At 42.5% G+C, this 24573-nt stretch carries 24 protein-coding genes; 5 read left to right on the forward strand and 19 right to left on the reverse strand.

Annotation, left to right across the window (positions count from 1 at the left end):
- Positions 1 to 35: 35 nt before the first annotated feature.
- Both fumC and V7L95_RS03205 read right to left on the reverse strand, forming a co-directional pair.
- On the reverse strand, positions 36 to 1430 hold the full coding sequence (gene fumC / locus V7L95_RS03200) for a class II fumarate hydratase (protein WP_017359275.1): 1395 nt from the start codon (positions 1428 to 1430) through the stop codon (positions 36 to 38).
- An 87-nt stretch (positions 1431 to 1517) separates the two neighbouring features.
- The gene (locus V7L95_RS03205) at positions 1518 to 1685 is read right to left on the reverse strand and encodes a YvzF family protein (protein WP_017359274.1); all 168 of its coding nucleotides are present in this window, start codon (positions 1683 to 1685) and stop codon (positions 1518 to 1520) included.
- 113 nt (positions 1686 to 1798) lie between these two features.
- Here V7L95_RS03205 and V7L95_RS03210 point away from each other — a divergent pair, with 113 nt between their 5' ends.
- From V7L95_RS03210 to V7L95_RS03225, 4 genes are read left to right on the forward strand one after another with little or no spacing between them, the layout of a single operon-like run.
- Positions 1799 to 3223, forward strand: coding sequence for a spore germination protein (locus V7L95_RS03210; protein ID WP_081114491.1), 1425 nt, complete (start codon positions 1799 to 1801; stop codon positions 3221 to 3223).
- Positions 3210 to 4304 carry an endospore germination permease gene (locus tag V7L95_RS03215; protein ID WP_081114492.1) on the forward strand — a complete coding sequence of 365 codons (1095 nt, stop codon included), beginning with the start codon at positions 3210 to 3212 and terminating at the stop codon, positions 4302 to 4304. The genes V7L95_RS03210 and V7L95_RS03215 overlap by 14 nt, the downstream gene beginning before the upstream one ends.
- Positions 4301 to 5422 (forward strand): Ger(x)C family spore germination protein, encoded by a 1122-nt coding sequence (locus V7L95_RS03220; protein WP_041507750.1) that lies wholly within the window; start codon positions 4301 to 4303, stop codon positions 5420 to 5422. Before V7L95_RS03215 ends, V7L95_RS03220 begins: the two co-directional genes overlap by 4 nt.
- 37 nt (positions 5423 to 5459) lie before the next feature.
- Entirely contained in the window at positions 5460 to 5828 is a 369-nt protein-coding gene (locus V7L95_RS03225) for a hypothetical protein (protein WP_265154534.1), read from the forward strand.
- Positions 5829 to 5870: 42 nt separating this feature from the next.
- Here the strand turns inward: V7L95_RS03225 and V7L95_RS03230 are convergent, their stop codons facing one another.
- From V7L95_RS03230 to V7L95_RS03260, 7 genes are all read right to left on the reverse strand, one after another.
- On the reverse strand, positions 5871 to 6506 hold the full coding sequence (locus V7L95_RS03230; protein WP_007500305.1) for a response regulator transcription factor: 636 nt from the start codon (positions 6504 to 6506) through the stop codon (positions 5871 to 5873).
- A complete protein-coding gene (gene liaS / locus V7L95_RS03235; RefSeq protein ID WP_007500303.1) occupies positions 6503 to 7567 on the reverse strand; it encodes a two-component system sensor histidine kinase LiaS in 1065 nt (354 codons plus the stop codon). Before liaS ends, V7L95_RS03230 begins: the two co-directional genes overlap by 4 nt.
- Positions 7564 to 8328 carry a cell wall-active antibiotics response protein LiaF gene (gene liaF / locus V7L95_RS03240; RefSeq protein ID WP_234884901.1) on the reverse strand — a complete coding sequence of 255 codons (765 nt, stop codon included), beginning with the start codon at positions 8326 to 8328 and terminating at the stop codon, positions 7564 to 7566. The genes liaS and liaF overlap by 4 nt, the downstream gene beginning before the upstream one ends.
- Positions 8329 to 8358: 30 nt before the next feature.
- The gene (locus V7L95_RS03245; RefSeq protein ID WP_340967974.1) at positions 8359 to 9228 is read right to left on the reverse strand and encodes a DUF4097 domain-containing protein; all 870 of its coding nucleotides are present in this window, start codon (positions 9226 to 9228) and stop codon (positions 8359 to 8361) included.
- 111 nt (positions 9229 to 9339) lie between these two features.
- The gene (locus V7L95_RS03250; RefSeq protein WP_340967975.1) at positions 9340 to 10005 is read right to left on the reverse strand and encodes a PspA/IM30 family protein; all 666 of its coding nucleotides are present in this window, start codon (positions 10003 to 10005) and stop codon (positions 9340 to 9342) included.
- A gap of 15 nt (positions 10006 to 10020) precedes the next feature.
- Positions 10021 to 10416 carry a hypothetical protein gene (locus V7L95_RS03255; RefSeq protein WP_340967977.1) on the reverse strand — a complete coding sequence of 132 codons (396 nt, stop codon included), beginning with the start codon at positions 10414 to 10416 and terminating at the stop codon, positions 10021 to 10023.
- 165 nt (positions 10417 to 10581) lie between these two features.
- Complete coding sequence (locus tag V7L95_RS03260; RefSeq protein WP_007500294.1) at positions 10582 to 11151, reverse strand: cob(I)yrinic acid a,c-diamide adenosyltransferase; 570 nt, start codon at positions 11149 to 11151, stop codon at positions 10582 to 10584.
- 189 nt (positions 11152 to 11340) lie between these two features.
- Here V7L95_RS03260 and V7L95_RS03265 point away from each other — a divergent pair, with 189 nt between their 5' ends.
- Positions 11341 to 12087, forward strand: a complete 747-nt coding sequence (locus V7L95_RS03265) for a 3-oxoacyl-ACP reductase family protein (protein WP_076821085.1) — start codon at positions 11341 to 11343, stop codon at positions 12085 to 12087.
- A gap of 36 nt (positions 12088 to 12123) precedes the next feature.
- On the opposite strand, the gene pdxA is transcribed toward V7L95_RS03265, so the two are convergent.
- From pdxA to V7L95_RS03315, 10 genes are all read right to left on the reverse strand, one after another.
- Entirely contained in the window at positions 12124 to 13128 is a 1005-nt protein-coding gene (pdxA, locus tag V7L95_RS03270; RefSeq protein ID WP_035389369.1) for a 4-hydroxythreonine-4-phosphate dehydrogenase PdxA, read from the reverse strand.
- Positions 13104 to 14450 (reverse strand): four-carbon acid sugar kinase family protein, encoded by a 1347-nt coding sequence (locus V7L95_RS03275; protein WP_116306190.1) that lies wholly within the window; start codon positions 14448 to 14450, stop codon positions 13104 to 13106. The genes pdxA and V7L95_RS03275 overlap by 25 nt, the downstream gene beginning before the upstream one ends.
- 25 nt (positions 14451 to 14475) lie before the next feature.
- Positions 14476 to 16260, reverse strand: coding sequence for a sigma-54-dependent Fis family transcriptional regulator (locus tag V7L95_RS03280; RefSeq protein WP_249476559.1), 1785 nt, complete (start codon positions 16258 to 16260; stop codon positions 14476 to 14478).
- Positions 16261 to 16406: 146 nt separating this feature from the next.
- Positions 16407 to 17582 carry an exo-alpha-sialidase gene (locus V7L95_RS03285; protein WP_052320879.1) on the reverse strand — a complete coding sequence of 392 codons (1176 nt, stop codon included), beginning with the start codon at positions 17580 to 17582 and terminating at the stop codon, positions 16407 to 16409.
- The gene (locus V7L95_RS03290) at positions 17582 to 18985 is read right to left on the reverse strand and encodes a sodium:solute symporter family protein (protein ID WP_008347100.1); all 1404 of its coding nucleotides are present in this window, start codon (positions 18983 to 18985) and stop codon (positions 17582 to 17584) included. The genes V7L95_RS03285 and V7L95_RS03290 overlap by 1 nt, the downstream gene beginning before the upstream one ends.
- 71 nt (positions 18986 to 19056) lie before the next feature.
- Complete coding sequence (locus V7L95_RS03295; protein ID WP_340967979.1) at positions 19057 to 20229, reverse strand: iron-containing alcohol dehydrogenase; 1173 nt, start codon at positions 20227 to 20229, stop codon at positions 19057 to 19059.
- Positions 20230 to 20233: 4 nt separating this feature from the next.
- Positions 20234 to 21136: a 4-hydroxy-tetrahydrodipicolinate synthase gene (gene dapA / locus V7L95_RS03300; protein ID WP_017359260.1), complete on the reverse strand. Its 903-nt coding sequence runs from the start codon at positions 21134 to 21136 to the stop codon at positions 20234 to 20236.
- A gap of 179 nt (positions 21137 to 21315) precedes the next feature.
- Positions 21316 to 22602, reverse strand: coding sequence for a heme ABC transporter ATP-binding protein (locus tag V7L95_RS03305; protein ID WP_340967981.1), 1287 nt, complete (start codon positions 22600 to 22602; stop codon positions 21316 to 21318).
- Positions 22599 to 23657, reverse strand: coding sequence for an iron ABC transporter permease (locus tag V7L95_RS03310; RefSeq protein WP_340967983.1), 1059 nt, complete (start codon positions 23655 to 23657; stop codon positions 22599 to 22601). The genes V7L95_RS03305 and V7L95_RS03310 overlap by 4 nt, the downstream gene beginning before the upstream one ends.
- Entirely contained in the window at positions 23623 to 24573 is a 951-nt protein-coding gene (locus V7L95_RS03315) for an ABC transporter substrate-binding protein (RefSeq protein WP_340967984.1), read from the reverse strand. Before V7L95_RS03315 ends, V7L95_RS03310 begins: the two co-directional genes overlap by 35 nt.

The following is a 24573-nucleotide window of genomic DNA, read 5'->3' on the forward strand; positions in this document are numbered from 1 at the left end:
ATAAAAAAACCAGAGGCACAGAGGCCTCTGGTGTCTTATTTTGCTTTCGGTGTCACCATTTCTTCTGGTTTCACAAACTCTTCAAACTGCTCTTCTGTTAATAGTTCTAATTGAAGGGCAGCTTCTTTTAGTGTTAATCCTTCTTTGTGCGCAAGCTTCGCAATTTTTGCTGCATTTTCATATCCGATGTGCGGGTTGAGTGCCGTCACAAGCATCAATGAATTGTTTAGGTTTTTCTCGATCGTTTCTAGGTTTGGTTCAATTCCAACGGCACACTTGTCATGGAATGAGTTCATACCGTCAGCAAGCAATTCAACTGACTGCAAGAAGTTATAGATGATGACCGGCTTAAATACGTTCAGCTCGAAGTTTCCTTGGCTTGCGGCAAAACCGATTGTTGCATCATTCCCCATGATTTGTGCGGCAATCATTGTTAAAGCTTCACTTTGAGTTGGGTTGACTTTTCCTGGCATAATGGAGCTGCCTGGCTCATTTTCAGGAATGATCAATTCACCAATTCCGCAGCGAGGACCACTTGCAAGCCATCTCACATCATTGGCAATTTTCATTAAGTCAGCTGCAAGAGCTTTAAGCGCACCGTGTGCATATGTGATTTCATCATGACTTGTCAGCGCATGGAATTTGTTTGGTGAAGAATTGAACGTTTGACCTGTTAACTGGCTGATTTCTTCTGCCACGTATTTACCAAACTCAGGATGTGCGTTAATTCCCGTACCAACAGCTGTTCCGCCAATGGCAAGTTCTCTCATTTTTTCAGTAGATTCTAAAATCATTTCTTTTGAACGATCAAGCATGTACACCCAGCCGCTAATCTCTTGGCCCACTGTAAGAGGTGTTGCATCTTGCAAATGCGTACGGCCAATTTTCACGATCTCTTGGTATGCTTTTGCTTTCTCATCAAGCGTCGCTCTTAACTGGTCAATCGCAGGCAATAGCTTTTTGTACACAGCTAATACAGCTGCCACGTGCATAGCCGTTGGGAATGTATCATTTGAGCTTTGGCTGCGGTTGACATCGTCATTCGGGTGAATGCTGAATTCACTATTTTTATCTTTCAAGTAAGCAGTTGCTCTATTTGCAACGACTTCGTTCATGTTCATGTTACTTTGTGTCCCACTTCCTGTTTGCCATACAACAAGCGGGAAATGCTCGTCATATTTTCCACTGATAATGTCATCACATACAGCAGCAATCGCTTCTGCTTTTTCACTTTCTAAGTTGCCTAGACGTTCGTTCGCAATCGCTGTGCTACGTTTCAAAATTGCAAACGCATTCACAACTTCCTTTGGCATTTTCTCAGAACCGATTTTGAAATTTTCTTTGCTTCGTTGTGTTTGTGCACCCCAGAACTTGTCCTGTGGCACCTTGATTTCGCCCATTGTATCTTTTTCGATTCTAAATTCTGTCATTATGTATCCCTCCATAGCTTCATCACTCAACTCTATTCTATACAAAAAACGAAAATCCTTTAAGCGTTTTCAATTAAAATTTTATCTTTATTTTAATTTTAGTTCAATATAAACACGAACATCTTTGGAATATTTGTATTTTGGATTTGTTTTTCCGTAATCTTTTGACGTATAAGTCACCTCATAATGCTTGTCAAACGACTGTAGAATAAGGTCGATCTCCTCTTTTGTTCCTGCTAAACGAATTTGCGCCATCTTCTTTCCTCCAACACCGTGATTCTTTCATATACCACAAAATAATGTAACACAGAATATTGTTTTTTCAAGCAGGTAATGCTAAGAAAAAGAAATTGAGGCGGGTGATCCATTTGAATCAAACTCCATTGAAAGAGCACTTATACGATAATCTCTCTGTCATTCTCCCTCAGTTAAAGGACATGGATGATTTGATCCATGAGAAAAAAACATTGCCTCATGGACAGGTTGTCTACTATTTATACATTAAAGAAATGAACGAAGCGATGCAGATTCAAACCTTCTTAAAACTGCTATTGCAAGATCATGCAACTCTAACAAAAGAGAAGCTAGAATCTAATTTATCAATGATGACTACCCGTACGGTAAAAACCTCTGAAGAACTAGTAGATGCCATTTTTCAAGGACATTGTGTCGTACTGATTAATGGATTTCAGCACGCTTATATTTTAGAAACGCACGGAACGAAGAAACGCAGTTTAGGAGATGCTACATCTGAAACCGTCGTAAGAGGACCAAAGATTGGTTTCATTGAAGATATCAACACGAACTTAGCTCTCGTCAGACAGCGTTTGAAAAACCCTGATCTCAAAACAGTAGATATGAAAATCGGCGAAAAGAAATACACCCAAGTATCGATCATGTACATTGACGGGATCGTTGAGCCCTCTGTTTTAAAAGAGGTAAAAAAGCGTCTCAAACAAGTCACCATTGATGATATTCAAGACTCTGGCGTTCTTGAGGAGCTCATTGAAGACAATGTGTATTCTCCTTTTCCACAAATTCAAAACACAGAACGGCCTGATAAAGTGGCATCTGCTTTAAACAATGGGCGCGTCGCCATCTTTGTTGATCATTCACCTTTTATCTTAATTGTGCCTGCTTCCCTTGCGATAATTATGCAGTCACCTGATGATTATTATGAAAGATGGATCGCCGCCTCTCTTATTCGTTTGCTGCGTTTTACGTCCATCTTTCTCACATTGTTTTTATCAGCCATTTATATTGCCCTTGTGTCCTTCCATCAAGGTCTTTTGCCCACAACTTTAGCTATTTCCATCTCAAGCACACGAGAGAATGTCCCCTTTCCTCCTATTGTGGAAGCACTCATCATGGAAATGACCATTGAGCTGCTGCGAGAGGCTGGGTTAAGGCTTCCTAATCCACTTGGACAAACAATCGGACTTGTGGGCGGTGTTGTCATTGGGCAGGCAGCCGTACAAGCCCATATCGTCAGCTCCATTATGGTCATTATTGTCAGCGTCATTGCACTTGCATCCTTTACCTTTCCTCAATATGGAATGGGGATATCATTTCGTGTCCTTCGCTTTGTATCCATGTTTACTGCAGCTGCATTCGGTTTATATGGACTTGTCCTGTTTATGCTCGTCTTACTCACTCATTTGACAAGACAAAAAAGCTTTGGCACCCCATATTTTTCACCAGATTTTGTGTTCAGTTATAAAAATGAGGACAATTCCATCATCAGATTGCCTTTGAAAAATCAAAAGAAAGGGGAACGACATGGTCAATCATAAAGAGTCGATCACAAGCTATCAGGCAAGTGCCATTATCGCCAATACCACACTAGGTGCAAGTATGATGATTCTGCCAAGATCAATGGCTCAAGCTGCGCCTACACCTGACGGCTGGATTGCACTCTTACTCATGAGTGTGATATACATTGTGTTCATTTTTGTCAATGTGCTCATGATGAAAAAGGTTTCCTTTTCTTCCTACTATGACTATACAAAAGAAGGACTTGGGAAATGGATTGGCTCACTTGCCAACCTGTTGATTATTATTTACTTTCTCGGCGTTGCCAGCTATGAAGTACGAGCCATGTCTGAGATGGTGAAATTCTTTCTACTTCAAAACACACCTGTAGCCGTGACGATGATCAGCTTTATTTTGGTTGGTTTTTACCTTGTGATTGGGGGGATTGGTGATTTTGCCCGGCTGTGCCCTTTTTTTCTGATTGTCACACTCATCATCTTATTTGTAGCCTACGGACTTAGTGTACAAGAGTTTAAGCTCGATAACCTACGGCCAGTTTTAGGAGAGGGCATTTCCCCTGTTTTCAATTCCTTGAATGCTTCGGCCATTTCGTTTGTCGGCATTGAAATGATGCTTTTCATGCCTGCCTATATGAATACGCAAAAACACACTTTTGCATATGGCACCATCGGCTTTTTGATTCCTGCGATCATCTATATTTTCACCTATATTCTTGTGGTTGGTGCGCTCACGGTGAAAGAAACGGCGACTCTGACGTGGCCGACCATTGCCTTATTTCAATCATTTGATATTCAGGGGATTTTTATTGAACGGATTGAATCCTTTTTGCTGATTGTTTGGCTTGTCCAGCTTTATACGAGCTTTGTAGGATATACGTTTTTTGCTACGATAGGAGTCATCAAATTGACTAAATTCCCTAAAAAAATCGCGCTCGCCTTGATGGGCATTGTGATCTTCTTTGCCGCTCTTTTCCCAAAAGATGTTGATACGGTCCGAGACTATTTAACCTACGTAAACAACTTGTTCTTTCTTCTATTTGGTATACTCCCGTTTCTTTTATTTATCATCGTATTTTTCAAAAGGAGGCGGAAAACAGCATGAAAAAGAAAGCGGTTCTTGCGCTCTTCTCACTGATTCTATTATGCGGGTGCTGGGATAGTACAAATATCGAGGAGCTCAACATGGCAATTGGATTTGCTGTAGATAAAGGAGATGACGGACATAAATTGAAGCTGTCTATGCAGGTGCTCGTTCCGCAAAAAATTGAGCAAGAATCAAGCGTGAAAGATCCGACGAAGATTATTGAGACAAGCGGTGATTCCATACACCAAATTTTTCGTACAACGGCCCTAAAAACACACCGCATTTTTGCTCAGCAGCTGAGGGTTTATTTGTTTTCTCAAGACCTTATCAATGAAAATAATTTCGATTTGGTCATCAATCAATTCATTCGGGACAATGAAACACGAAGAGGAAGCCTTGTCTTTATGGCCTCTGAGAAGCCTGGAGATATGCTGAAAATCAATGACGACGGCCAGCCTGCCGCTTCCACCTTATACGATATTTCTTCGAATACAAAAACGACCATTCGTATGTTCAAGCCCGTTTCCTTAGGAGATATTTCTTCTGCTATGCAAAACAACGTATCCTTTGCCATTCCGAAAGTCAGTGTCAGTCAGGGCAAATTAATGCTGGATGGTGCCTCGATTATTCAGAACAAACGATTTCTCACCAACATCTCTCCTTTAGCGGTGCAGTCCTACAACCTGCTGACTGGAGATGCAACAGGCGGAGTGATTGAATTCCAATATGAACATAGCATTTATTCTTTTGAGATCTTTAAAATCAAACACAACATTGACACCCATAAAACAGCCAGTGGCAAATATGAATTTGATGTGTCAGTGGAGCTTGATGGAAGATTGTCTGAGGATTGGAATGAACGGGAAAATTCATTTAATGAAAAATACCTCCAAGAAATTGAGAAAGTCGTGGCACATCGACTTGAGGAAAATGTAAAAGATTTTATCGGGGAATTACAGCATGAGATCAAAGCAGATATTTGTGGATTTTATCAAAAAGCGAGTATTGCCTATCCGAAGGAATTCCGAAAAGAAGCAAAACATTGGGATGACATTTTTAGTGAATCGGATATTCGTTACAAGGTAAATGTGAAAATCCGTGACTTCGGGACTAAGGGCGCAACACAATCCTTATAGAGTATGTTAAAATGGTAAGAAAAAAAGGGTGTCAATCATGAAACGAGCTTTACTTTCGGCCGGCATTCTATTTTTGATTCTAGGAATACTCCTGTTAGTCGTGGTATTCATGCAATCAAAAGAAGATTTCTTCATTGAAGCCGACAGCTTTTCAAGCACATTTTTGATCGTGATTTATTATGGACAAACCCCTGCGCTCCTTCTGATTGGAGGCGGTTTATTTGTTGGACTTTCACAGATCATTGATTTGCAAGAGAAAAAAGCGGCAGTGGCAAAGGAAAGCGTCAAACTGCTTTCCGAGATGAAGAAAACCCTGGAAGACAAATCGGCCGAGGAGCAGGAGGCTTTTCCAGTTCCTGAGCTCCATCAACTATCCGAACGTCCAATCACAGGACATAAGGACTAATTTTGCGCATGTTCCAGCAGCTTTCATTTGAAAGCTGTTTTTTTATTGAATCAGCTTATGGCGATGTGCATACACGGCTGCTTGTGTGCGGTCTTCTACATCAAGCTTGGAAAGAATGTTGGTAATATGCGTCTTGACTGTTTTGATGGTAATAAACAATTCCTCAGCAATGACCTTATTCGATTTCCCATCGGCAATCAGCTTTAATATTTCCATTTCTCTTGCGGTTAACGAATCGTGCAAAATGGACCCATTTGATGAATGGCGGAGTTTGTTCATAACCTTTCCAGCTACTTTTGATTCAAGTCTTGGTTCGCCGATACTCGCAGACCTGATGGCATCAGCAATTTCTCCTGCTTTCGATGTTTTTAAAAGATAGCTTAATGCACCAGCCTCAATAACTGGATACACTTTATCATCATCAATAAAGCTCGTCAGTACAATAATCCGGGCATCCTCTATTTCCTGACAAATTCTTTTCGTTGCTTCGATGCCATCCATGCCTTCCATAACAAGGTCCATTAAAATCACGTCTGGCTTTAATTCAACCGCTAGTTCTACACCTTTTTGTCCATCTGACGCTTCACCGATGACTTCAATATCCGCCTGTGCCTCTAAAAAAGCAGCAAGACCCATTCTCACCATTTCGTGATCGTCAATTAAAAGCACTCGAATCATCGAACGTTCTCTCCTTTTCCTTCATCAAAAATGGGAACCTTCACATCAATTTGTGTGCCTTTTCCCTCAAATGACATAATCTCTGCGACACCGCCTACTTCACTTGTTCTTTCTCGTATCGATTCAAGTCCGTAGGAAGCAGTCTTCACATGATCTGTTTGAAAACCAATCCCGTTATCAATTATTTTCAGCTGAACTTGACGGTTTCGAATGAGCAGACGCACTGTCACCTTTGTCGCCTTTGCATGCCTAAACACATTGGAAAGGGCTTCTTGCACAATTCGGAACAGATGGTCCTCCACCCCTTTAGACAGCGGAGCATCATCTTCTATTTCCCAATCAATATCAATTGGCTGCTTTGCCTGAAATTCATTGAGCAGCTCAATCAAGCCTTTTTTCAAGTCTTTTCCTTCAAGGGTGATCGGTCTTAAATGCAGAAGGAGTGCACGCATCTCATTTTGTGCATCGCCAGCCATTCGTTCCACAAGTCGCATTTGCTTTAAAATCTTTTCATCCTTTTCCTTCATCCCTTCAAGAATCGCAGACGTCATCATCGAAATGGCGAATAGCTGCTGGCTGACTGCATCATGCAGCTCACGCGCTAGACGCTGACGCTCTTCAGAGACAACCGATTTTTTCATTTGAACCTGCCATTCAGCTCGCTCATTTGAGAGCTTTTGTAAGGAGGCTACTTGCCCTTCCACTCGTTTCGCCATTTCATTTAATTGATCTGCCGCCAAACCAATTTCATCATCACCTAGAGAAGGCAGTCTATAGGCAAAATTCCCATTTTCAAACTTCAAAATCGACTCTACAAGCTGATCCAGCCGCTTTTTATGCTGATAGCCAAACACATGCCCCGCTGATACACCAATGGCGAGACTAATAATGAGTAAAATACAAAAAAACGGGATGCCGAACCACCGCGTAGACAGCAAAATCATGGGATCAAGCTGGTAATAAAAAAACATCGGGAGTGTCGTCATGATGACAACACCAAGCGAGATACCGACTGCAAGACGAACAGATTGCCACTGGATGCCTAAATGCAGTTTCCTCATAAGTACCTCACATCCACATCCCCAATCAGGAGAGAAATGGAGATTTTCACTTTTCGCTTGCTTTCGTCATAATCATTTGTCATGACATACACTTTACTGCCGAACCCACTTCTTTTTTCATCAATGATTTTCATATCACCAATCGCGGCCGAAGCACTCACACATACTTCAATATCCTGCGGTACATAAATATCGACATCTCCGATGAGTCCACTAATGACGATCGTACTCTCTTCCTCAGCAATGATTGCCTTTGATAAGTCGATTTTGACATCGCCAATAAAACCTGAAATGGTCAAATCGCTTAATTGAAATGGTTTTTTCATCAGCCTGACTTCACCGATAAAGAAATCATGCTCCTTGCGCGGCTTCGTCTGGCTTTTTGTTTTCTTCTGATCGCCCTCTTTTTCAAGATTGACTTTCAGTGAAGGCTTTCCATCGTCTGATGAATCCTTTTTATCGACATCAAAAACAGGTTTGTTTTTCAATAAACGATAGCCCGCATAGATCAAAAAGGCAGCAAATAAATACCCAGTCAAACTAAACGTGATATTTAGTAGAAATTTCAAGAAGAGAAAGCCTGCAAAAATATAGGAAACCGAACCGAGCCAACGTTTAGATCGAGAGTGCAGCCAATAACCAAATAGAGCAAAAAACACTGGCCAAAATAGGTCTGCCCCAATCCCAATAATTTTGAGAAAAAGATTAATACCAAAAATCACCACAATGATGCCTAAAATTTGATTTCTAGAAAAACGCAGTTGACTCGCCTCCTTCCTTTTTTCGTTTGTTTACCGCAATTTTAAGTTTCCGCTTGTCATCTCAATATCGACTAAGTGTGTCCCTTTCCCATGCGTGCCTGTAAAACCTCGGCCTTCACTATCCGCTTGGTCAAAATCATACGAATGATCAATACGTCCACTCGTTTTTTTCACTTGAACTTTGAAATCTCCCTCATCTGGCAAGTTCAATTTCGCACTGCCTGATGTCATGTGAAAGTCGACTGGTGAATCAATTGTATCAAAGCTTGCTGTCAGCCTGCCGCTTGTCATGCCTAATTGCAGCTTTCCTTTTACATCTTGAATATCAGCACGACCAGAAGTGGCACCAATATCACTTTCCTTCGCATCAATATGAGACACTGAAAGTCTGCCAGAAGTCGCTTTGATTTCCACACGATTTGCTGAGAAGTTCTCAGCTGTGAGGTTTCCGCTCGTTGATTTGAGCGTCACATCTTGAAGAGACAGCTTTCCTTCGCCATTTACTTCGCTCACGCCGATTCCACCTGTTATTTTCACATCTTTATGATAATCTGTTGGAATTTTGACTAAGAGTTCTCCTTTTTCAAATGCAGAGAAAAACAAAAATCCTTTATTTTCAGCACGGACTTTGAAGGTTCCGCCTGTTTGTTCCGCATACATTTTCCCTTTTCCATTCACAACCATCACAGAAATATCCGAACGATCTTCCGGCTCCACCTTGATGCGAAATCCAGAAAGAGAGATATCTAATTGTTCAACCTCATCCTTTTTCGCTGAAGCTGTTGTGACCGCTTTATCACGAGAAAAGCTCAAATGAGAGAGATCTCCATTTTTGAAAAGCATCCCAATCATCAAAAAAACACCAACAAGTATACAAATTAGACCAATGAACCGTTTCATTTATATCATCCCTTTATCCTTTGACCTTTTTATTATAAGGAAAAGCGAAACAGAAAGAAATCAAATAACGGAAGAAAAATCCTGTTTTTCTTCCGTTTTGACACATTTCCATTAGTTTGCCGGCTGTTTCTCAAGCTGCTTTGATCGTTGAAGCTTTTGCCATTCCTTTTCAACCTCATCAGCGTAATCAAGATGAGCATATGCACCCTGATCAGCAAATTGTGCATAGCTGCCCGCTTTTGTCTCCATTTCCTCTATACGGTTCTCCATGCGTAGAAATTCTTTATAAGCACTTTCACTATCAACTTTATTCATAGATTCATTCATATGCTGCTTTGCCTGTGCGGCATTGGCTCTTGCAATCAGCGCTTGCTTCTTGTCTTTAACATCACGCAGCTTTGTTTCTAGATGCTGCAACTGTTCTTTCAGCTCTTTCAGTTGTTTAACAGATTGCTGATAGGCATCTTGATATTCATTGTGCTTTTCTTCAAAATACTTCATTTCAGTCAGTGCTTTCCGTGCAAGTTCTTCTTCTCCTGCATGAAACGCCAGCTCCGCCTGTTTCTTTCGCTTATCAGCAAATTCTTCTGTTTCTTCTGCTTTTCTCAAGAAACCTTGCTGAATGGCTTGCTGTTTAATGATCGCATGCTTCGCTTTGGCAATATCGTCCTCCATATCACGAACATATTGATTCAGCATGACACGCGGATTCTCCAATTTATCTAAACCTTCATTGACTGTTGCAACAAACATATCACGTACTCTTCTTAATACCATTTCATATTCCTCCCTTTATTTTTTCTTTAAAAAGTCTTCCCATTCTTGATCAAATGACGTGTGCATCGGTTCTTTCATGTTCGGTGCCGTGTTTGGCTCCATATATGTTGTTCTGCCGGATGATTCCTTTGCAGATTCACCATTGATCATCTTCCAGCCAAAGTAGAGAAGTACTCCAGCAAATGCGATTCCGAGTAAAAATGGCAGCGACTGTGCGACAAGCAATACACCGATAATAGAGAGTATGACCCCTGTTGTTTTACTGCCTTTATCATATTTTTTGACACCTACATAAATGAGCCACGCCCCAATCAAAGTCGGGATCAGCCCGCCCAATGAACCACCAAAGAAGATGGATAAACCGATAAACATCAGGATTGAACCGATGATGGTTTTACTTGTGATTTTCATCTTCATGCCTCCTTTCTTGCTCCTTGCTTTCACTATAGTCAAAAAAGGAAGCTGGCAAAACGTGTCGTAGATTGATCTTTGATTGCGACCAGAGTCGTAACATGGCTCAGACTGAGCGGTTGAATCTATAGAAAAAGCACTCTTCGACTAGAAGAGTGCTTTTCCTCATTTAGAACGAAACACGTCTGCACTTCGTTCATATTCAACATCCGCTTCACCAAGCCGATGATTTACAATACGGGCGACAGCAAATAAATAGTCGGATAGACGGTTCACATATGTGAGCGTAACTGCTGGAATCTCCTCCTGCTTTGCGAGTGTCACAATATGCCGCTCGGCTCTCCTGACGACTGTTCGCGCTACATGTAAGAGGGCAGCACCTTCCTGGCCGCCAGGTAAAATAAATTTAGTCAGCGGTGCGGCTTCTTCTACATACACGTCCATTCGCTTTTCAAGGACTGTGACAGACTCTTCTTTTAACTTGCCTTCTTTCGGTGGTTTCACCGCTGCCAAATCACCGCCGCAGTCAAACAGCTCATGCTGAATGACCATTAGCTCAGATAGAATATCTTGAAACAATTCGCCATGCTGCCTTAAGTTTGCATGGGCTAGTCCAATCAAACTATTCGCCTCATCTAATGTACCGTACGCTTCTACTCTTGCGTCATCTTTATCAGCTCGCCCGCCAATCAAGCCTGTTTGACCTTGATCTCCAGTTTTTGTATAAAGTTTCATTGAGGTTCCCCCTTATCCATTGCTTGTTCCTTTTAGTATACCCTGAAGTGGAAAAGATGTATTTGTTTTATTATGAAACACTTTTATTCAAAATCTCTTCATTTCTACTTTATATGTTGAATGATGAAACATCACATTTTATAATAAATGAAAGCGCTTTTTAATTATGACTGATGGGTGGGATGATAGATGACTTTACAAAACAAAGTAGCAATCATTACAGGTGCAAGCAGAGGGATTGGCCGCGCCATTGCGGAGGCATTTGTCTTTGAAGGAGCTAAAGTGGTGCTGAACGGAACGAATGAAGTGCTATTGCAAGACGTTTGCTCCTCTCTGAATAAAGAAGAGACACGCGCTGTTTCTGTCACTGGTGATGCTAGTTTACCAGCGACAGCTGCCTCCCTCGTTGAGAAGGCAAAAAACCATTTCGGACAGATTGATATATTGGTCAACAATGCTGGGATCAATTTGCGGAAATCAACAGTCGATACATCTGTTGATGAATGGAAAAGACTAATTGATATTAATTTGACGGGTACGTTTCTCATGTGTCAAGCAGTCATTCCTGACATGATCAAACAGCAAGGCGGGAAGATTGTCAACATGAGTTCAACTACTGGCAAAACCCCTCATCACAATGCATCACCCGCTTACGGCGTTTCAAAGGCAGGTATCAATTACTTAACGATGCATCTTGCCAAAGAATTAGCAGCACATCACATTCATGTAAATGCTGTCTGTCCTGGGCCAATTGAGACAGACATGAGCAAACAGTGGAGTGATGAATACCGTAGATCTGTTTTAGAAAGAATTCCTCTGAAAACAATTGGAACACCGCAGCAAGTCGCAAACGCCGTCACCTTTTTAGCCTCTGATCAGTCAGATTTCATCACAGGGGAAACCATCAATATGAATGGCGGAACGTATATGAACTAAAGAAAGAGCCTCCATTGGAAGGCTCTTTCACTTTTACTATCGGTTCTCTCTCGTACCAGAAAGCATGATTGCCTGCCGAATGGCTTCTTCCATACTCGCAGAATCAGCCTTTCCTGTTCCTGCAATATCAAATGCTGTCCCATGATCGACACTTGTACGGATTATAGGCAATCCAACTGTAATATTAACGCCTGATTCTAAGCCAAGCACCTTGATTGGTCCATGCCCTTGATCATGATACATCGCCACAACGATATCAAAGTCGCCTCTTGTCGCCCTAAAGAACAGTGTATCAGCTGGTAGCGGGCCAAATACTTGAACCCCTTCATCCTGTGCTCGTTCTACCGCTGGAATGATCTTCTCCTCTTCTTCTCCGTTTCCAAACAGACCATTCTCCCCGGCATGCGGATTAATCCCGCACACAGCAATTCTAGGTGCAGGGATACCAGATCGAACGAGGGTATCATGAGCCAGTTTAATCGTTGTGTATACACGCTCAGGATTGATTTTTAAGATGGCATCCATTAATCCGATATGTGTCGTCACATGCACCACTTTTAAATTAGGAGCTGCCAGCATCATGGCATAATCGTCCGTACCTGTCAGGTCAGCTAATATTTCTGTATGCCCTGGATACATATGACCAGCCTTATGAAGTGCTTCCTTGTTTAACGGTGCTGTACAAATGCCGTCAATTCTACGGTCATTCGCAAGTGTAATGGCTTTTTCAAGATATCGAAAAGCGGCATTCCCTGCTTCTTTTGAAATCTCTCCTACTGGAATATCACTTGTTAATAGATGAAGATCAAGACAAGGAACGGCACCAGCTTTTACTTGTTCCGCCTCCTCCGGTTCTTTAATACTGACAATCTCCACATGTGTATTCACAAAATCTTTCGCCCTATTTAATATATGGGTGTCTCCAATGACAAATAGAACGGCTTCTTCATGTAAACGGCTTTGCTGGAAGGCTTTTAAAATAATTTCAGGACCAACCCCAGAAGCATCTCCCATCGTTACAGCAATGATTGGTTTTGCCATTCGTCTACCCCCTCTATGTTTTTCAACACTTCAACCGCATGGAGCACAGAATCTTTTTGACCATATGCCCCTGCTTTTGTGACCGCATATACACTCGTATCAACGAGCCGCCCAAGCGGGATGCCGGGTTCAATTTCTTTCAACAGCTGAATCCCGCCTGCTCCAAGCTCATGGCATATCGCACGCGCCGTATCTCCACCAGTTAAAAAAAGGCGTTTCATCCCTGTTAATTCAACAATGTCTTTTGTGATCTTACCAAGACAGACAGATAAGGTACTTCCTACTTCTTGTCTTGTCATGCCATTCGCTTCACCGTATGCCAACATCTGTTCAACCATTTCTGGCCTTGCGTCTGTATAAAGGAGAATATCTTCATCCTGACGCATGAGCAGCTGATCCATGACTGATTTCCTTTCCCATGCTTCACGGCCGTTTAATACATTCAACGGGTTCACTTTCACATCGAGACATTTGTGCTTTTCTCTTAAAAAAGCAAACTGCTCATTTGTTTTTTGAGAAGCACTTCCTGAAACGATGAGAACAGATTCATGCTTTTTTGCATGAGAAAGATTGCGGTGTTTCGCGACATAGGATGATAATGCGCCAGCGAGTCCGGCTGACCCGACCCAAAGCACTCTTTGATTGATCTTCATAAACAAATCAACGATCTGTGTTAAATCATTGTTCGTTTCTGCATCACACACAAACCATTGATGACCATGTTTTAATAAAGATGAAACGTCATGACTCGTTTCGTTTAGCTCTGAATAGACCGCTTGCTTCGAAAGATGTTTTGGCTTGATGTTTGTCTGCTCGTCAATTAAGTCTGAAATACTGGATGTCAGGACAGGCGTTTTTGGGTCCTTCGCTGCTTCTGATAGATGAACAGGCACACCCTCCACATAATGAATCCCATAGGCCGTAGATCTATTCGCATCGGGGTAAGCGGGGGCAATGACTGCCGCATCAAACCGGCCAAGATCCATTAGTGCCTGAAGCTCTATTCCTATATTTCCTCTTAACGTTGAATCTATTTTTTTAAAGAAAAGGTGCGAATCCCCTTGTAGAAACGGCTGGACCACTTGACTGACCTCATTATACGCTCTTTCAGAAGACATACTTCGTGAGTCTGTATCGACAATCAGTACATCTTCCTCCTTGTACCGGCTCATATCCTCAAATGACGGCTGGAACAGCACAGAGGCTTTTAAACCGGCCTTCACAAATTGAACACCTGTATCACTTGCGCCTGTTAAATCATCAGCCACAATGATCACCTTTTGCTCTAAGTTCGCTCCTTTTTTTAATAGATCGTTTGTCATTTAGACACCTCGGTCTCATTGCATATTATTCCTTTAGCTTTCTCCACAGCGTCGTGCGGTTAATATTGAGCCGCTTTGCTGCTTTTGATTGATTCATATTTTCTTCTTCCAGCACCGTCCGAATGATTCGTCTTTCAATTTCGTCAAGCGTGCCATGTAAATAGCTGGACAGCTGTTTTTCTTCATTCTCAGAAGCCAGTTGCTCAATTGCCGGCTTTGCTTTACTCAATGTGATATATCCACTTTTTGTTGTCAGCACCAGTTCCTCCATAATTCGCTTGAACTGCCGGACATTTTCTCTAAATCGCTCGTTTTGAAAGGCGGCAATCACTTCTGCTGACAGCCCAACAACCTGCGTCCCATAAAGAGAATTTAATTCAGCTATAAATAACCGGCTCATATCCTCAATATCTTCTGCCCGTTCAGATAACGGCGGGACATGAATGACGAGCTCCTGCAAACACGTATATAGGTCTTCATGAAACGCCCCAGATTGCATCAATTTGAACAAATCAACTGTAGATGCAGCCATCCAGCGAATGTTCTGCTGATGATGAATAAGCTGCTCGGCCATGATGGACTGCATAGCCATTGGGACACGATCAATATCCTTCAGAAAGATCGTCCCTTTTTGATGCACCGGAATTATGTTTACATCATTTAATTCAGTCAAACGGCTGCAATGCACCGTCATAAAGCTCTCATTTTTCCTCTCACTCATTTGGTGAATAGCAAAAGCAAGGCTTGATTTACCAGTTCCTTGTTCACCATAAAGACAAATCGATCGATCTGTTTGGCTGAACGCCTTTGCCCTTTTAATCACATCTTTCATATTTGAACTCTGCTCAGTAAAAAGAGCAAATGGATGTGCTGAATGAACAGGTGCAGCCAGCGTCCATATACGCTGCCCCTCCCTATTAATCACAGCAGAAGGCTTCTCAATCGTCAAAAGCAGCTCACCTTTAGATAATAAGCTTCCTTTGACATGCCACACTTGCTGCTGAAAGGAGATTTGAGAATATCCATTTTGTTTTCCTTCTCGAACCGCTTTTACTGCTGGTTCAAGCGCCGGGCACCATGCCATCACATCAACATGAGACGTAAACGGTGCAAATAACCCTTTTTCTGTCCATTCTTTCATTTGTTGATTGATAAAATAAAGCTGATTGTGCTGATCAATGATCAGCATCCCTTTTGACTCTTGGTCAATCATTTCACGAAAGAGGCGCTGCTCAGCTGTCGCCTCTTTATATAAACGGTACATTTGTTTTGCTTGATGAAACGCTTCTTTGACAGATTCACGTCCTGAGGTAATGAGCATGCTTTGCATCCCCAGCTCCTTGGCCGCTTTATCTGTAATCACATCACCCAGTACAACCTGTGTCCCTTGCTCCTGTAACTGCTGTAAAAGATCCCACACTTCTTCCTCTTGCTGTATCGTATAAATATCAATTTTGATCCCGTATAACTCTCCGATGGTGCGTACACCATGTGTAATATTTTCAAATCCAACTACTGCTTTTTTCCCTTGGTAATCTTTAATCAGCGTGAGGGCACGAAGCAAGTCGTAGCCTGACACAGGGATATCCACCACTGGAATGTTGACGTGTTTTTGAATAAGCGCAGCTGTCCCCCCGCGGCTCATAATAATATCCATTCCTTGAGCCTCGGCCTGTTCTGCCAGTGCAACACCAGACCTAAGATCTCCGACTTCAAGCTGGAATGTGATGCTTTTTTCGTCTTTGGCAAGGTCGGTTAATACATCGCCTAATCCTTTATACGGCGCAATACCTAATACTTTTATATTCATGAAAAGGACCCCCATTTTTTATCTCTTCATCGTGAGACATACGTTGAGGGAGTCCAAATGTTAGCAAATTGAGACAACCCTCCAAACATCAATTATAAATGAAGAAAATGAGGGTTACAATTCACGGAAACACTGATCCCTTGCGGTTAAGACGTGTGATGAGTCCATTCTTCTTTCACACACACATACTTGATGGCCTGCCGGTAAAAAGTAAACGCAATGTGCAGACTACCATCTTTTCCTTCTGTGATGGATGGATAGGAATACTCTCGATTCAATTTGTCCTTTGAGTTGTTTGTCATGGCATATCCATCACCAATTTCAAGGTTACGTCTGATGGGCCATGTCGCACCATCATCCGTCGAGATGGCAAGTGTCATTGGCGCACGAGGTGTTCCCCAAAAGGCTGGACGTGCCTCTGTATCAATGGCCGTGCGTGTATCGCCTTCATCCTCAATCTCATCATATAAGGACGCCCTTCTTTCTGTTTGATCATCCGCATTGATATGGTTATAAACGAGGGCAAGATGACCATTATGGAGCACCGTAAATTGAATGGATGAGTTATTGTTTGGCAGCTCTGTTGCTTTTGGCTCAGACCATGTCCGTCCATGATCCACTGAACGGCTCATATAAATCGAATCAGCAAACCGGCTTCTAAAGAGAGCAAGCAGGGAACCATCCGCACATTTTCCGATATTCATATGAACACAGCCAGTACTGTTGGGCACAGTGACCTCTTCCCAGGTCTTCCCTTGATCTGAGGAAATCTTCACAGCACTGACATCACGGTTTCCTGTCCATTTTACGCCAGGAATCGTTTTACAATAGAACACCGGAAGGAGCCAATCATCATTATCCAATACAACAATAGGCTGTCGTATAAACGTCCCCGGCTGATCAAATAAAGTACCAATCTCTCCCCAAGTCTCTCCTCTATCCTCCGATAAACGATATCTCACAAGAGCTGTATCTTGATTGCCAGAAAGTTGTGCTGTATAAAGCAGCCACAGCCTGCCATCTTTCTCTTGAAAAAGAACTGGATTTTGTTCAGATCGTGTAGAATCATCAGACAGCTTCACAGCCTTCGTCCATTGATTACTTCCTTGCTTGAGCCTTGACATATAGATAGAGATATCAGGAATTCCTTCTTGCGTACCGCCAAACCATACACACAGCAAATCTCCATTATCCAGTTCGATGAGATTTGCCGCATGGTTTTGCACGCAATCTGTTGGTAAAAAGGCTTCTTTTCTAGCTGCGTCTTGTTCATTTTGTCGCAATTTTCCATCTATTTTGATCATGATGTCTTCATTTGTCATCATAATTCTCCTTTCAGTGATTGATCCTTTTTAGCTGGCGGGCTGATCCATCGATCCATCACCAGAACTAGGAAAGGAATGATAATGGCCACATACATATTATCGATTCCAAATGGATTATCGAGTAAATACCACACCGTCGTGGCGATGCCTGAAGCGGCAAGACCAATGGTTGCTCCTCTATTTGAATTAAAGTATGGCAAGTAAAAGCCCATTGCTGCTACAACTGCAATCGATGTTCGAAGTGCTCGTGTAAAAAAGGAAAGTGACAGCAACTCTGGTGCAAGTGCGACCCCCACAAGCGGCACAATCCCAACCATGACGGCTACATACCGAGTCACCTTCATACGCTGCTCTGGTGATGGTTTCTTTTTCGGTACATAAAAGTCATCAATAATCAACGTGGTTGTAGCAAGTGCAACCGTCGAGACACCAACAAAAATGGATGCGACAAGCGATGTTGCCACAATAGCGCTCAAAATCGGATTCATATGCTGTAAAAAGACAGGGAAAGCATAAATAGGATCAATGTCTGGATACAAATAACGGGCTGAGACACCGATGATCCCGATCGCAATGGCAAGCGGCAAACAAAGGAGTGCTGCATACAGGGTCGATTTTTTCGCTTCTCGCTCACTTTTCGACGAAGTGATCGCTTGAATGATAAACTGCGTCGCAAAAATGGCCCCCATGTTTCCTATAAACCAAGCTCCAATCGTTCCCCAACCGATTGTCCCATCCCATGTAAAGAAATGGTCGGGTAATGTTTGTTTCATTGGCTCAAAGCCTTTTGTTAAATAAAGGGCTACCCCTAGTGTAATTAAAATCCCCGCATACTTCACAATTGAATGAAGGATCGTGACCCATGCAACCCCCTTCATTCCTCCGAAAGTAAAATAAAATGTACTCACAACCGCCGTGATGATGGCACAGGTCATTAAAGGAAGGCCAAGAATGGATGCAATGGCAGCTGAACCACTTAAATAGTTTCCTAGATTCACTAAGAGCAGGGCTGCAATCATAATGACAGAGACAACAAGCTTTGTTGATTTTCCAAATTTTTGATCGATAATACCTGAAATCGTGTATTGCCCTGTTCGATAAAACTTTCCCACTAAGAAAAAGGAAAAAATAAAAAAGGCAATAGCAACTGTGATAACAGACCATGAAGCGGAAAGCCCATGTGTAAAAGCAGATTCAGCTGTTCCGACAGTTGACTTCGTCCCAATGAATTCACTCATTAACAAAATACCGACCACAATAGCTGGAAGTGACTTAGCGGCATTGTTAAATTCTGAGTTAGACTTACTACGGAAACGCATCGTCAGCCAGGTCGTAAACAGAATATAGAGAATAATGACGATTAAAATAAATGTGATGACAGAACTACTTAAGACATTCACTTAAAATCCCCCTTTGTGTGCAAGCCGTATGAAGCAACTTCTCATGTCCCATCCCAGTGACGTATGAAGTGTTAAACGTGGAGCAGTTTCATGTAGATCTGTTCAATATCAGAGACAGACATCGGCTTCGGGTTGTTATCCATTAATCTCTTCACCTCCGAAGCAGCTTCAGCAAGTGCCGGCACATCTTCTTTTGACACGCCGAAGGCTTTGAGTTGTTGAGGAATGTGTAAATCCGCTGTCCACTCTTCTACTTGACGAATCACTTGCTCTGCAAGCGTATGCTTTGAGCCTTTCTCTTCGATCCCTATCACTCTAGCAATATCTTCAAGACGATCTTTGATATGGTCTGCATTAAACGCCGTGACATGAGGAAGCAGCATGGAATTAGCGACACCGTGTGACATTTTGAATTTCCCCCCTAACGGATAAGCCATTGCATGAACAGCAGCGGTTCCGGCACTTGTGAGCGCCATCCCGCCATACATGGCACCAACCAGCATATCTTCCCTTGCTGTCATATTATCCCCGTGATGATAGGCCTCCTGAATACTTCCTGAAATGAGCCTCATCGATTCGAGTGCAAACATATCACTAAATGGATTGGCTTTATTTGAAATATACGATTCAAGCGCATGCGTAAAAGCATCCATCCCTGTAGCTGCGGTAATGGCTTTTGGCAATTTGAGTGTCAGTGCGGGATCTAAGATCACAAGATCAGGCAAAAGGTATGGGCTGACCATGCCAATTTTTAATTCTTTTTCCGGAAAGGTAACAATCGCGTTTGGTGTCACTTCTGATCCCGTACCTGAGGTTGTTGGAATGAGAATCGTTGGAACTCCTCTTTTTTTAACAAGGTTCGTGCCAACGAGATCAGAAATTGGCTGATCATTCGTCTTTAGAACAGCTAATATTTTGGCCGCATCCAGCACACTCCCGCCACCAATCCCAATAATGGCTTCATGCTCCCCTTTTAAAAATGTCTGGAATACGTCCTCGATATTTTCTTCCGTTGGTTCAGGCTTAATCTCTGTGCTGATCTCACTCGCAATCCCTTTTTTCGCAAGTTCTGTTTTGATTTGATCTGCGTAACCAAGAGATACGATGGATGGCTGCGTTAAAATAAAAATCGATCTCAATTTGCTAAGTCCTAATAGCTCTAGTTTCTCCCCAAGGAGCTCTAGAGAGTGGGCGCCAGAAACAATGTGTGATGCCGTTTGAAAGTGATAATGTGATATGGTCATCTCTTCACGACTCCTTTGCTGCTTTTGCTTGTATCCGATAATTCTCCATCATGTTCATCACAGCTTCTAAAGCCTCGCCGGATAATGCTTTGACCGGGCTTTTTGGCGGACCTACAGGAATCCCTGAAAGTTCAGCTGCTTTTTTCAAAGGTGCTGGTAACGTTCCTAATGTGAATGTCGCTCTTAACGGCTGCAGCTGCTGCTGACATTGCTCACTTTGGTCAAGATTTCCTTGCTGAAACGATTCATAAATGCCAACGACGGTTTTGGGAAGCACATTTGCCGTTGCCGCCACTGCACCTGTTCCGCCTAGCTTCAATGTCTCTAAAATGAGGGAATCCGTTCCTGCAAGCACGACAAACTCTTCATCCTTTGTGACATCGAGATACGCTTTGATATTGGCAATATCTCCACTACTGTCTTTAATACCTAACACATTCGGTAGGACGCTGAGCCTTGCAACCGTCTCTGGCGCAAGTGACACACCTGTTCTTGATGGAATGTTATAAAGTAAAATGGGGATGGTCACATTCTCTGAAATATGACGAAAATGCTCATACAGCTCCTCTTGTGATGGCGCAACAAAATAAGGGGTGATAACCGACAAGACATCTACGCCTAAATCTGCGAACATGTTTGACAGCTTAATGGTTGCCTTAGTGCTATTCTCACCTGCTCCCATGTATACAGGCACCCTGCCGCCCGCAGCCTTTACAACAGTTTCAGCAATTTGAAGCTTTTCTTCCTCTGAAAACAAATGAAATTCGCCGTTTGTCCCTAAAGCAAAGATGCCGTGCACACCTGAGTCGATTAAATGATCAATAAGTTGCTTTGTCACTTCTGGATGAAAATGCTCTTCTTCTGTAAGCGGTGTCAAAATAGCTGGAATGATTCCTTGAATGTTCAAATGATCCTCCCCTTCCGGTTGTTGCATTTTTAAACAATTAATTATTAAAACGCTTTCATAATTCTTATTATAAAAGCAATATGATTTATTTAGCAACACATTTTTCGTTTTTTTCAAATATTCAGTGGATGACATAAGTAGATGTTGATGTTTTCAACAAAAAAAGCGAACCAGCCGGTTCACTTTTTCATAGCATTCAATGTATGAAGAAGACGCTTCACTTTCTGTCTGACTCTTTCATGTAAATGAGCAGTATGCTCCTTTTCTTCTGCATTGGCAGCAGCGATACAAAGATGATGTACCTGGATACTTGTCTCTTGTTTAATGAAGTGCATCAGCTCGCCCATCAGCTGGACAGACGCACCATCTGATATCGTTCCTTTCAGCACAAGCCAAACGGACAGCTCTCCTTCTTGATGCATCCCATAAAGAAGGACATCTTCATCATCATCTTCAGCGGCGTATTGCTTCGGCCCATCAGATTGACCAAGAAATAAGTACCCTTCCTCATCATCCAGCATGTCTTGGAGTGCTTCAGTTCCCGTTCCAAGGGACCGTGTCCAAAAGAAACCCCCGCTTTTCTCATGTGATGAAAGGATGCGCAATGGCTGATGAGTAGAAAATGTCATTCCGTTTGCGCCATATGTTTTCCACCCATCCGCTAAGTTCAGCCTTGAATGTTCAGAGATGGACGCAGGTTCAATTACCAGCTGAGGGTTGGCCCGCAGTGGATGTTGGAGAGGTGTTACATCTGTTTCATACACCCGGTTCACCCGTTCGGTGGTCAACACATGATGCGGTTCTCCCAGCATGTCCGTCTTTCCTTCATTCAGCAAAAGCAAACGGTCACAATACAAACTGGCAATGTTCACATCATGAAACACACCGATCACCGTTAAGTTAGAGGAAGCGGTCTCTTGTTTAATCAAATCGAGTAACTCTTTTTGATAAGCTAAATCAAGAAAACTGGTTGGTTCATCCAGCAATAAATAGTCAGGGCACTGAGCCAGCGCTTGAGCTAAGTAAACCCGCTGCTGTTCTCCACCGCTTAACTCATGGATGGATTGATCCTTAAATTGCGCAATATCTGTTTGGTCCATCACCTTGCTGACAATCTCGATATCTTCTTTCGTAACAGATTGCAGCCACCCTTTCTGATAAGGATAACGCCCAAACTGGACCGTTTCTTCCACTGTAAATGAAAAGGCTTGATCGGTCTTCTGAGGGAGAACCGCCAATTTTTGCGCAAGTGCCTTTGGGCGGTAGGATTGAACTGGATGACCACTTAGTGTTACTTGGCCGCTCTCAGGTGCTAAAATACCTGCGATCATTTTAAGTAGCGTCGTCTTACCGCTCCCATTCGGACCAAGGATGCCGAGGAATTCCCCTCGCTCCACTTCAAAACTCACGCCGTGAATGACCTCTTTTTCACCATATCCTCCTCTAACTTCCTTCACTTGAATCATAGATGCGTCCCTCCTCTATATCTGCGGATGAGGATGATGCCAAAGACAGGAGCACCAATTAACGCCGTAATGATGCCAATAGGCAATTCAGTCGGTTCAATGATCGTACGGGAGAGCACATCTGCTAAAACGAGAAAGGAAGCACCATTCAGCATCGACAAAGGCAGCAAATGACGATGATCCGTAATGGATAAAAGACGGATAAAATGTGGAATCACCAGTCCTACAAATCCGATCGTTCCTGACACAGCCACCGCACTTCCAGTCAGAATCGAACCAGCAAGCAACACCACATATTTGCTCCGTTTCACATGCACCCCTAACAGTTTTGCCTTTTCTTCGCCATATGTCATCACATTTAAATCTCTTCCCATCAGGATGAGTGCAAATGTACCAATGAGGAAAAAAGGAAGGAAAAGAGCAATATATCGCCAGCCTCTCATAGACACACTGCCTAGAAGCCAATGAATAATCTCTTTTAAATCATCACCTGTTAACGCAATCATTAATGAAATGAGCGCTCCTAAAAAAGAGCTAAAGATGACCCCCGTCAAAATTAAAGAAGAAATGCTCATTCCTCGGTGAACCAGACGGGCAAAAAAGAAGACGAGACATAGTGTGACAAGCGCTGTTGTCATACTCAAAAAAGGCAGTGTAAAACTGCCAAGCAAAGGAAACTGCAAACTGAAAAACAATGTGGCTACAGCCCCCACAGATGCCCCTTGAGATACCCCAAGTGTATAAGGGTCAGCGAGGGGATTTTTTAATAAACCTTGAAAGGCTGCACCAGATAACGCCAGAGCTGCTCCGACTAACGCCGCTAATATCACTCTCGGCAGCCGGATATTCATCATAATATTGCGGTCAATTGCATCAATGGTTCCGGCCTGAATTCCAAATACTTCATGAACAAAGATCCGAAGTATAGAAGGAATGGGAATCCCTAAACTGCCAAATGAGATTCCCATTCCAATGCTCACCACAAGAAGTAAAGCACTTGCTGTGTATGCGATGATGATTTTATTTGAACGTGTCAGGATAGATGCTTTTCGCAAGAGCCTCCACTCCTTCAACCAATCGCGGTCCCGGTCGTGATGCCAGATCCGTATTCAATTGAAAGACTTGTTTTTCTTTGACTGCTTTGATCGCCTTCCAGCCGTCTCTTTTTTTCAGATCAGCTAAACTTGCGCCATCAATCGTAACAATAGCATCAGGATTTCGTTTAATAATTGATTCTTCCGTCATTTGCACCCAGCCTATTTGGTCGCCAGCAGCATTTTTTGCATGAATGACAGACAACATTTCGTCCATAAACGTTTGTTTACCTGTTGTATAAATTTCAGGCGCACCTGATACTTCGACAAAAACTGTTTTTTGTTTGTCTTTGGAGATGGATTCTGCTTGTTTTTTGATGTCATTCAGTTTTGATTTCATCTCATCTACAAGCTTCGTTGATGCCTCTTTTACGCCGGTTGCTTCACCAATCATATGGATAGACTTATACACATCTTTGAAGGAAGCCGCATCATTGACAGTCAGCACTTGAATACCTGCATCTTCAAGCTGTTTAAATCCGTCTTTTGAGCTCATTTGTGATGCATGTGCTAAGACAAGATCAGGCTTTAAGGAAATAACCTTCTCTACATTGAAATCAAGACCGCCAATCTTCTCCACCTTTTCTACTTCCTTTGGATAGTTGTCAAAGTCTGATCGACCAACGATTTTATCTCCAAGACCAAGGGCATAGGCAACCTCTGTATTACTTGGAATTAACGAAACAATTCGTTTAGGCTGTTCTTTGATTTCAACTGTTTTACCAACTGCATCTTTGATGGATACAGGAAATGCGGCAGCCGCTGTCTCTTTAGGCTTTGAACTGTTTGTTTTTTGGTCCGTTTCCGCACCTGCACACCCTGCTAAAACACCGATCACAAGTAACAATGATAGCCAAATACCAGTTAACTTCTTCAT

It is taken from the genome of Bacillus sp. PPSBB_11 (assembly GCF_038023285.1).
Taxonomy (GTDB): Bacteria; Bacillota; Bacilli; order Bacillales; family Bacillaceae; genus Bacillus; species Bacillus altitudinis.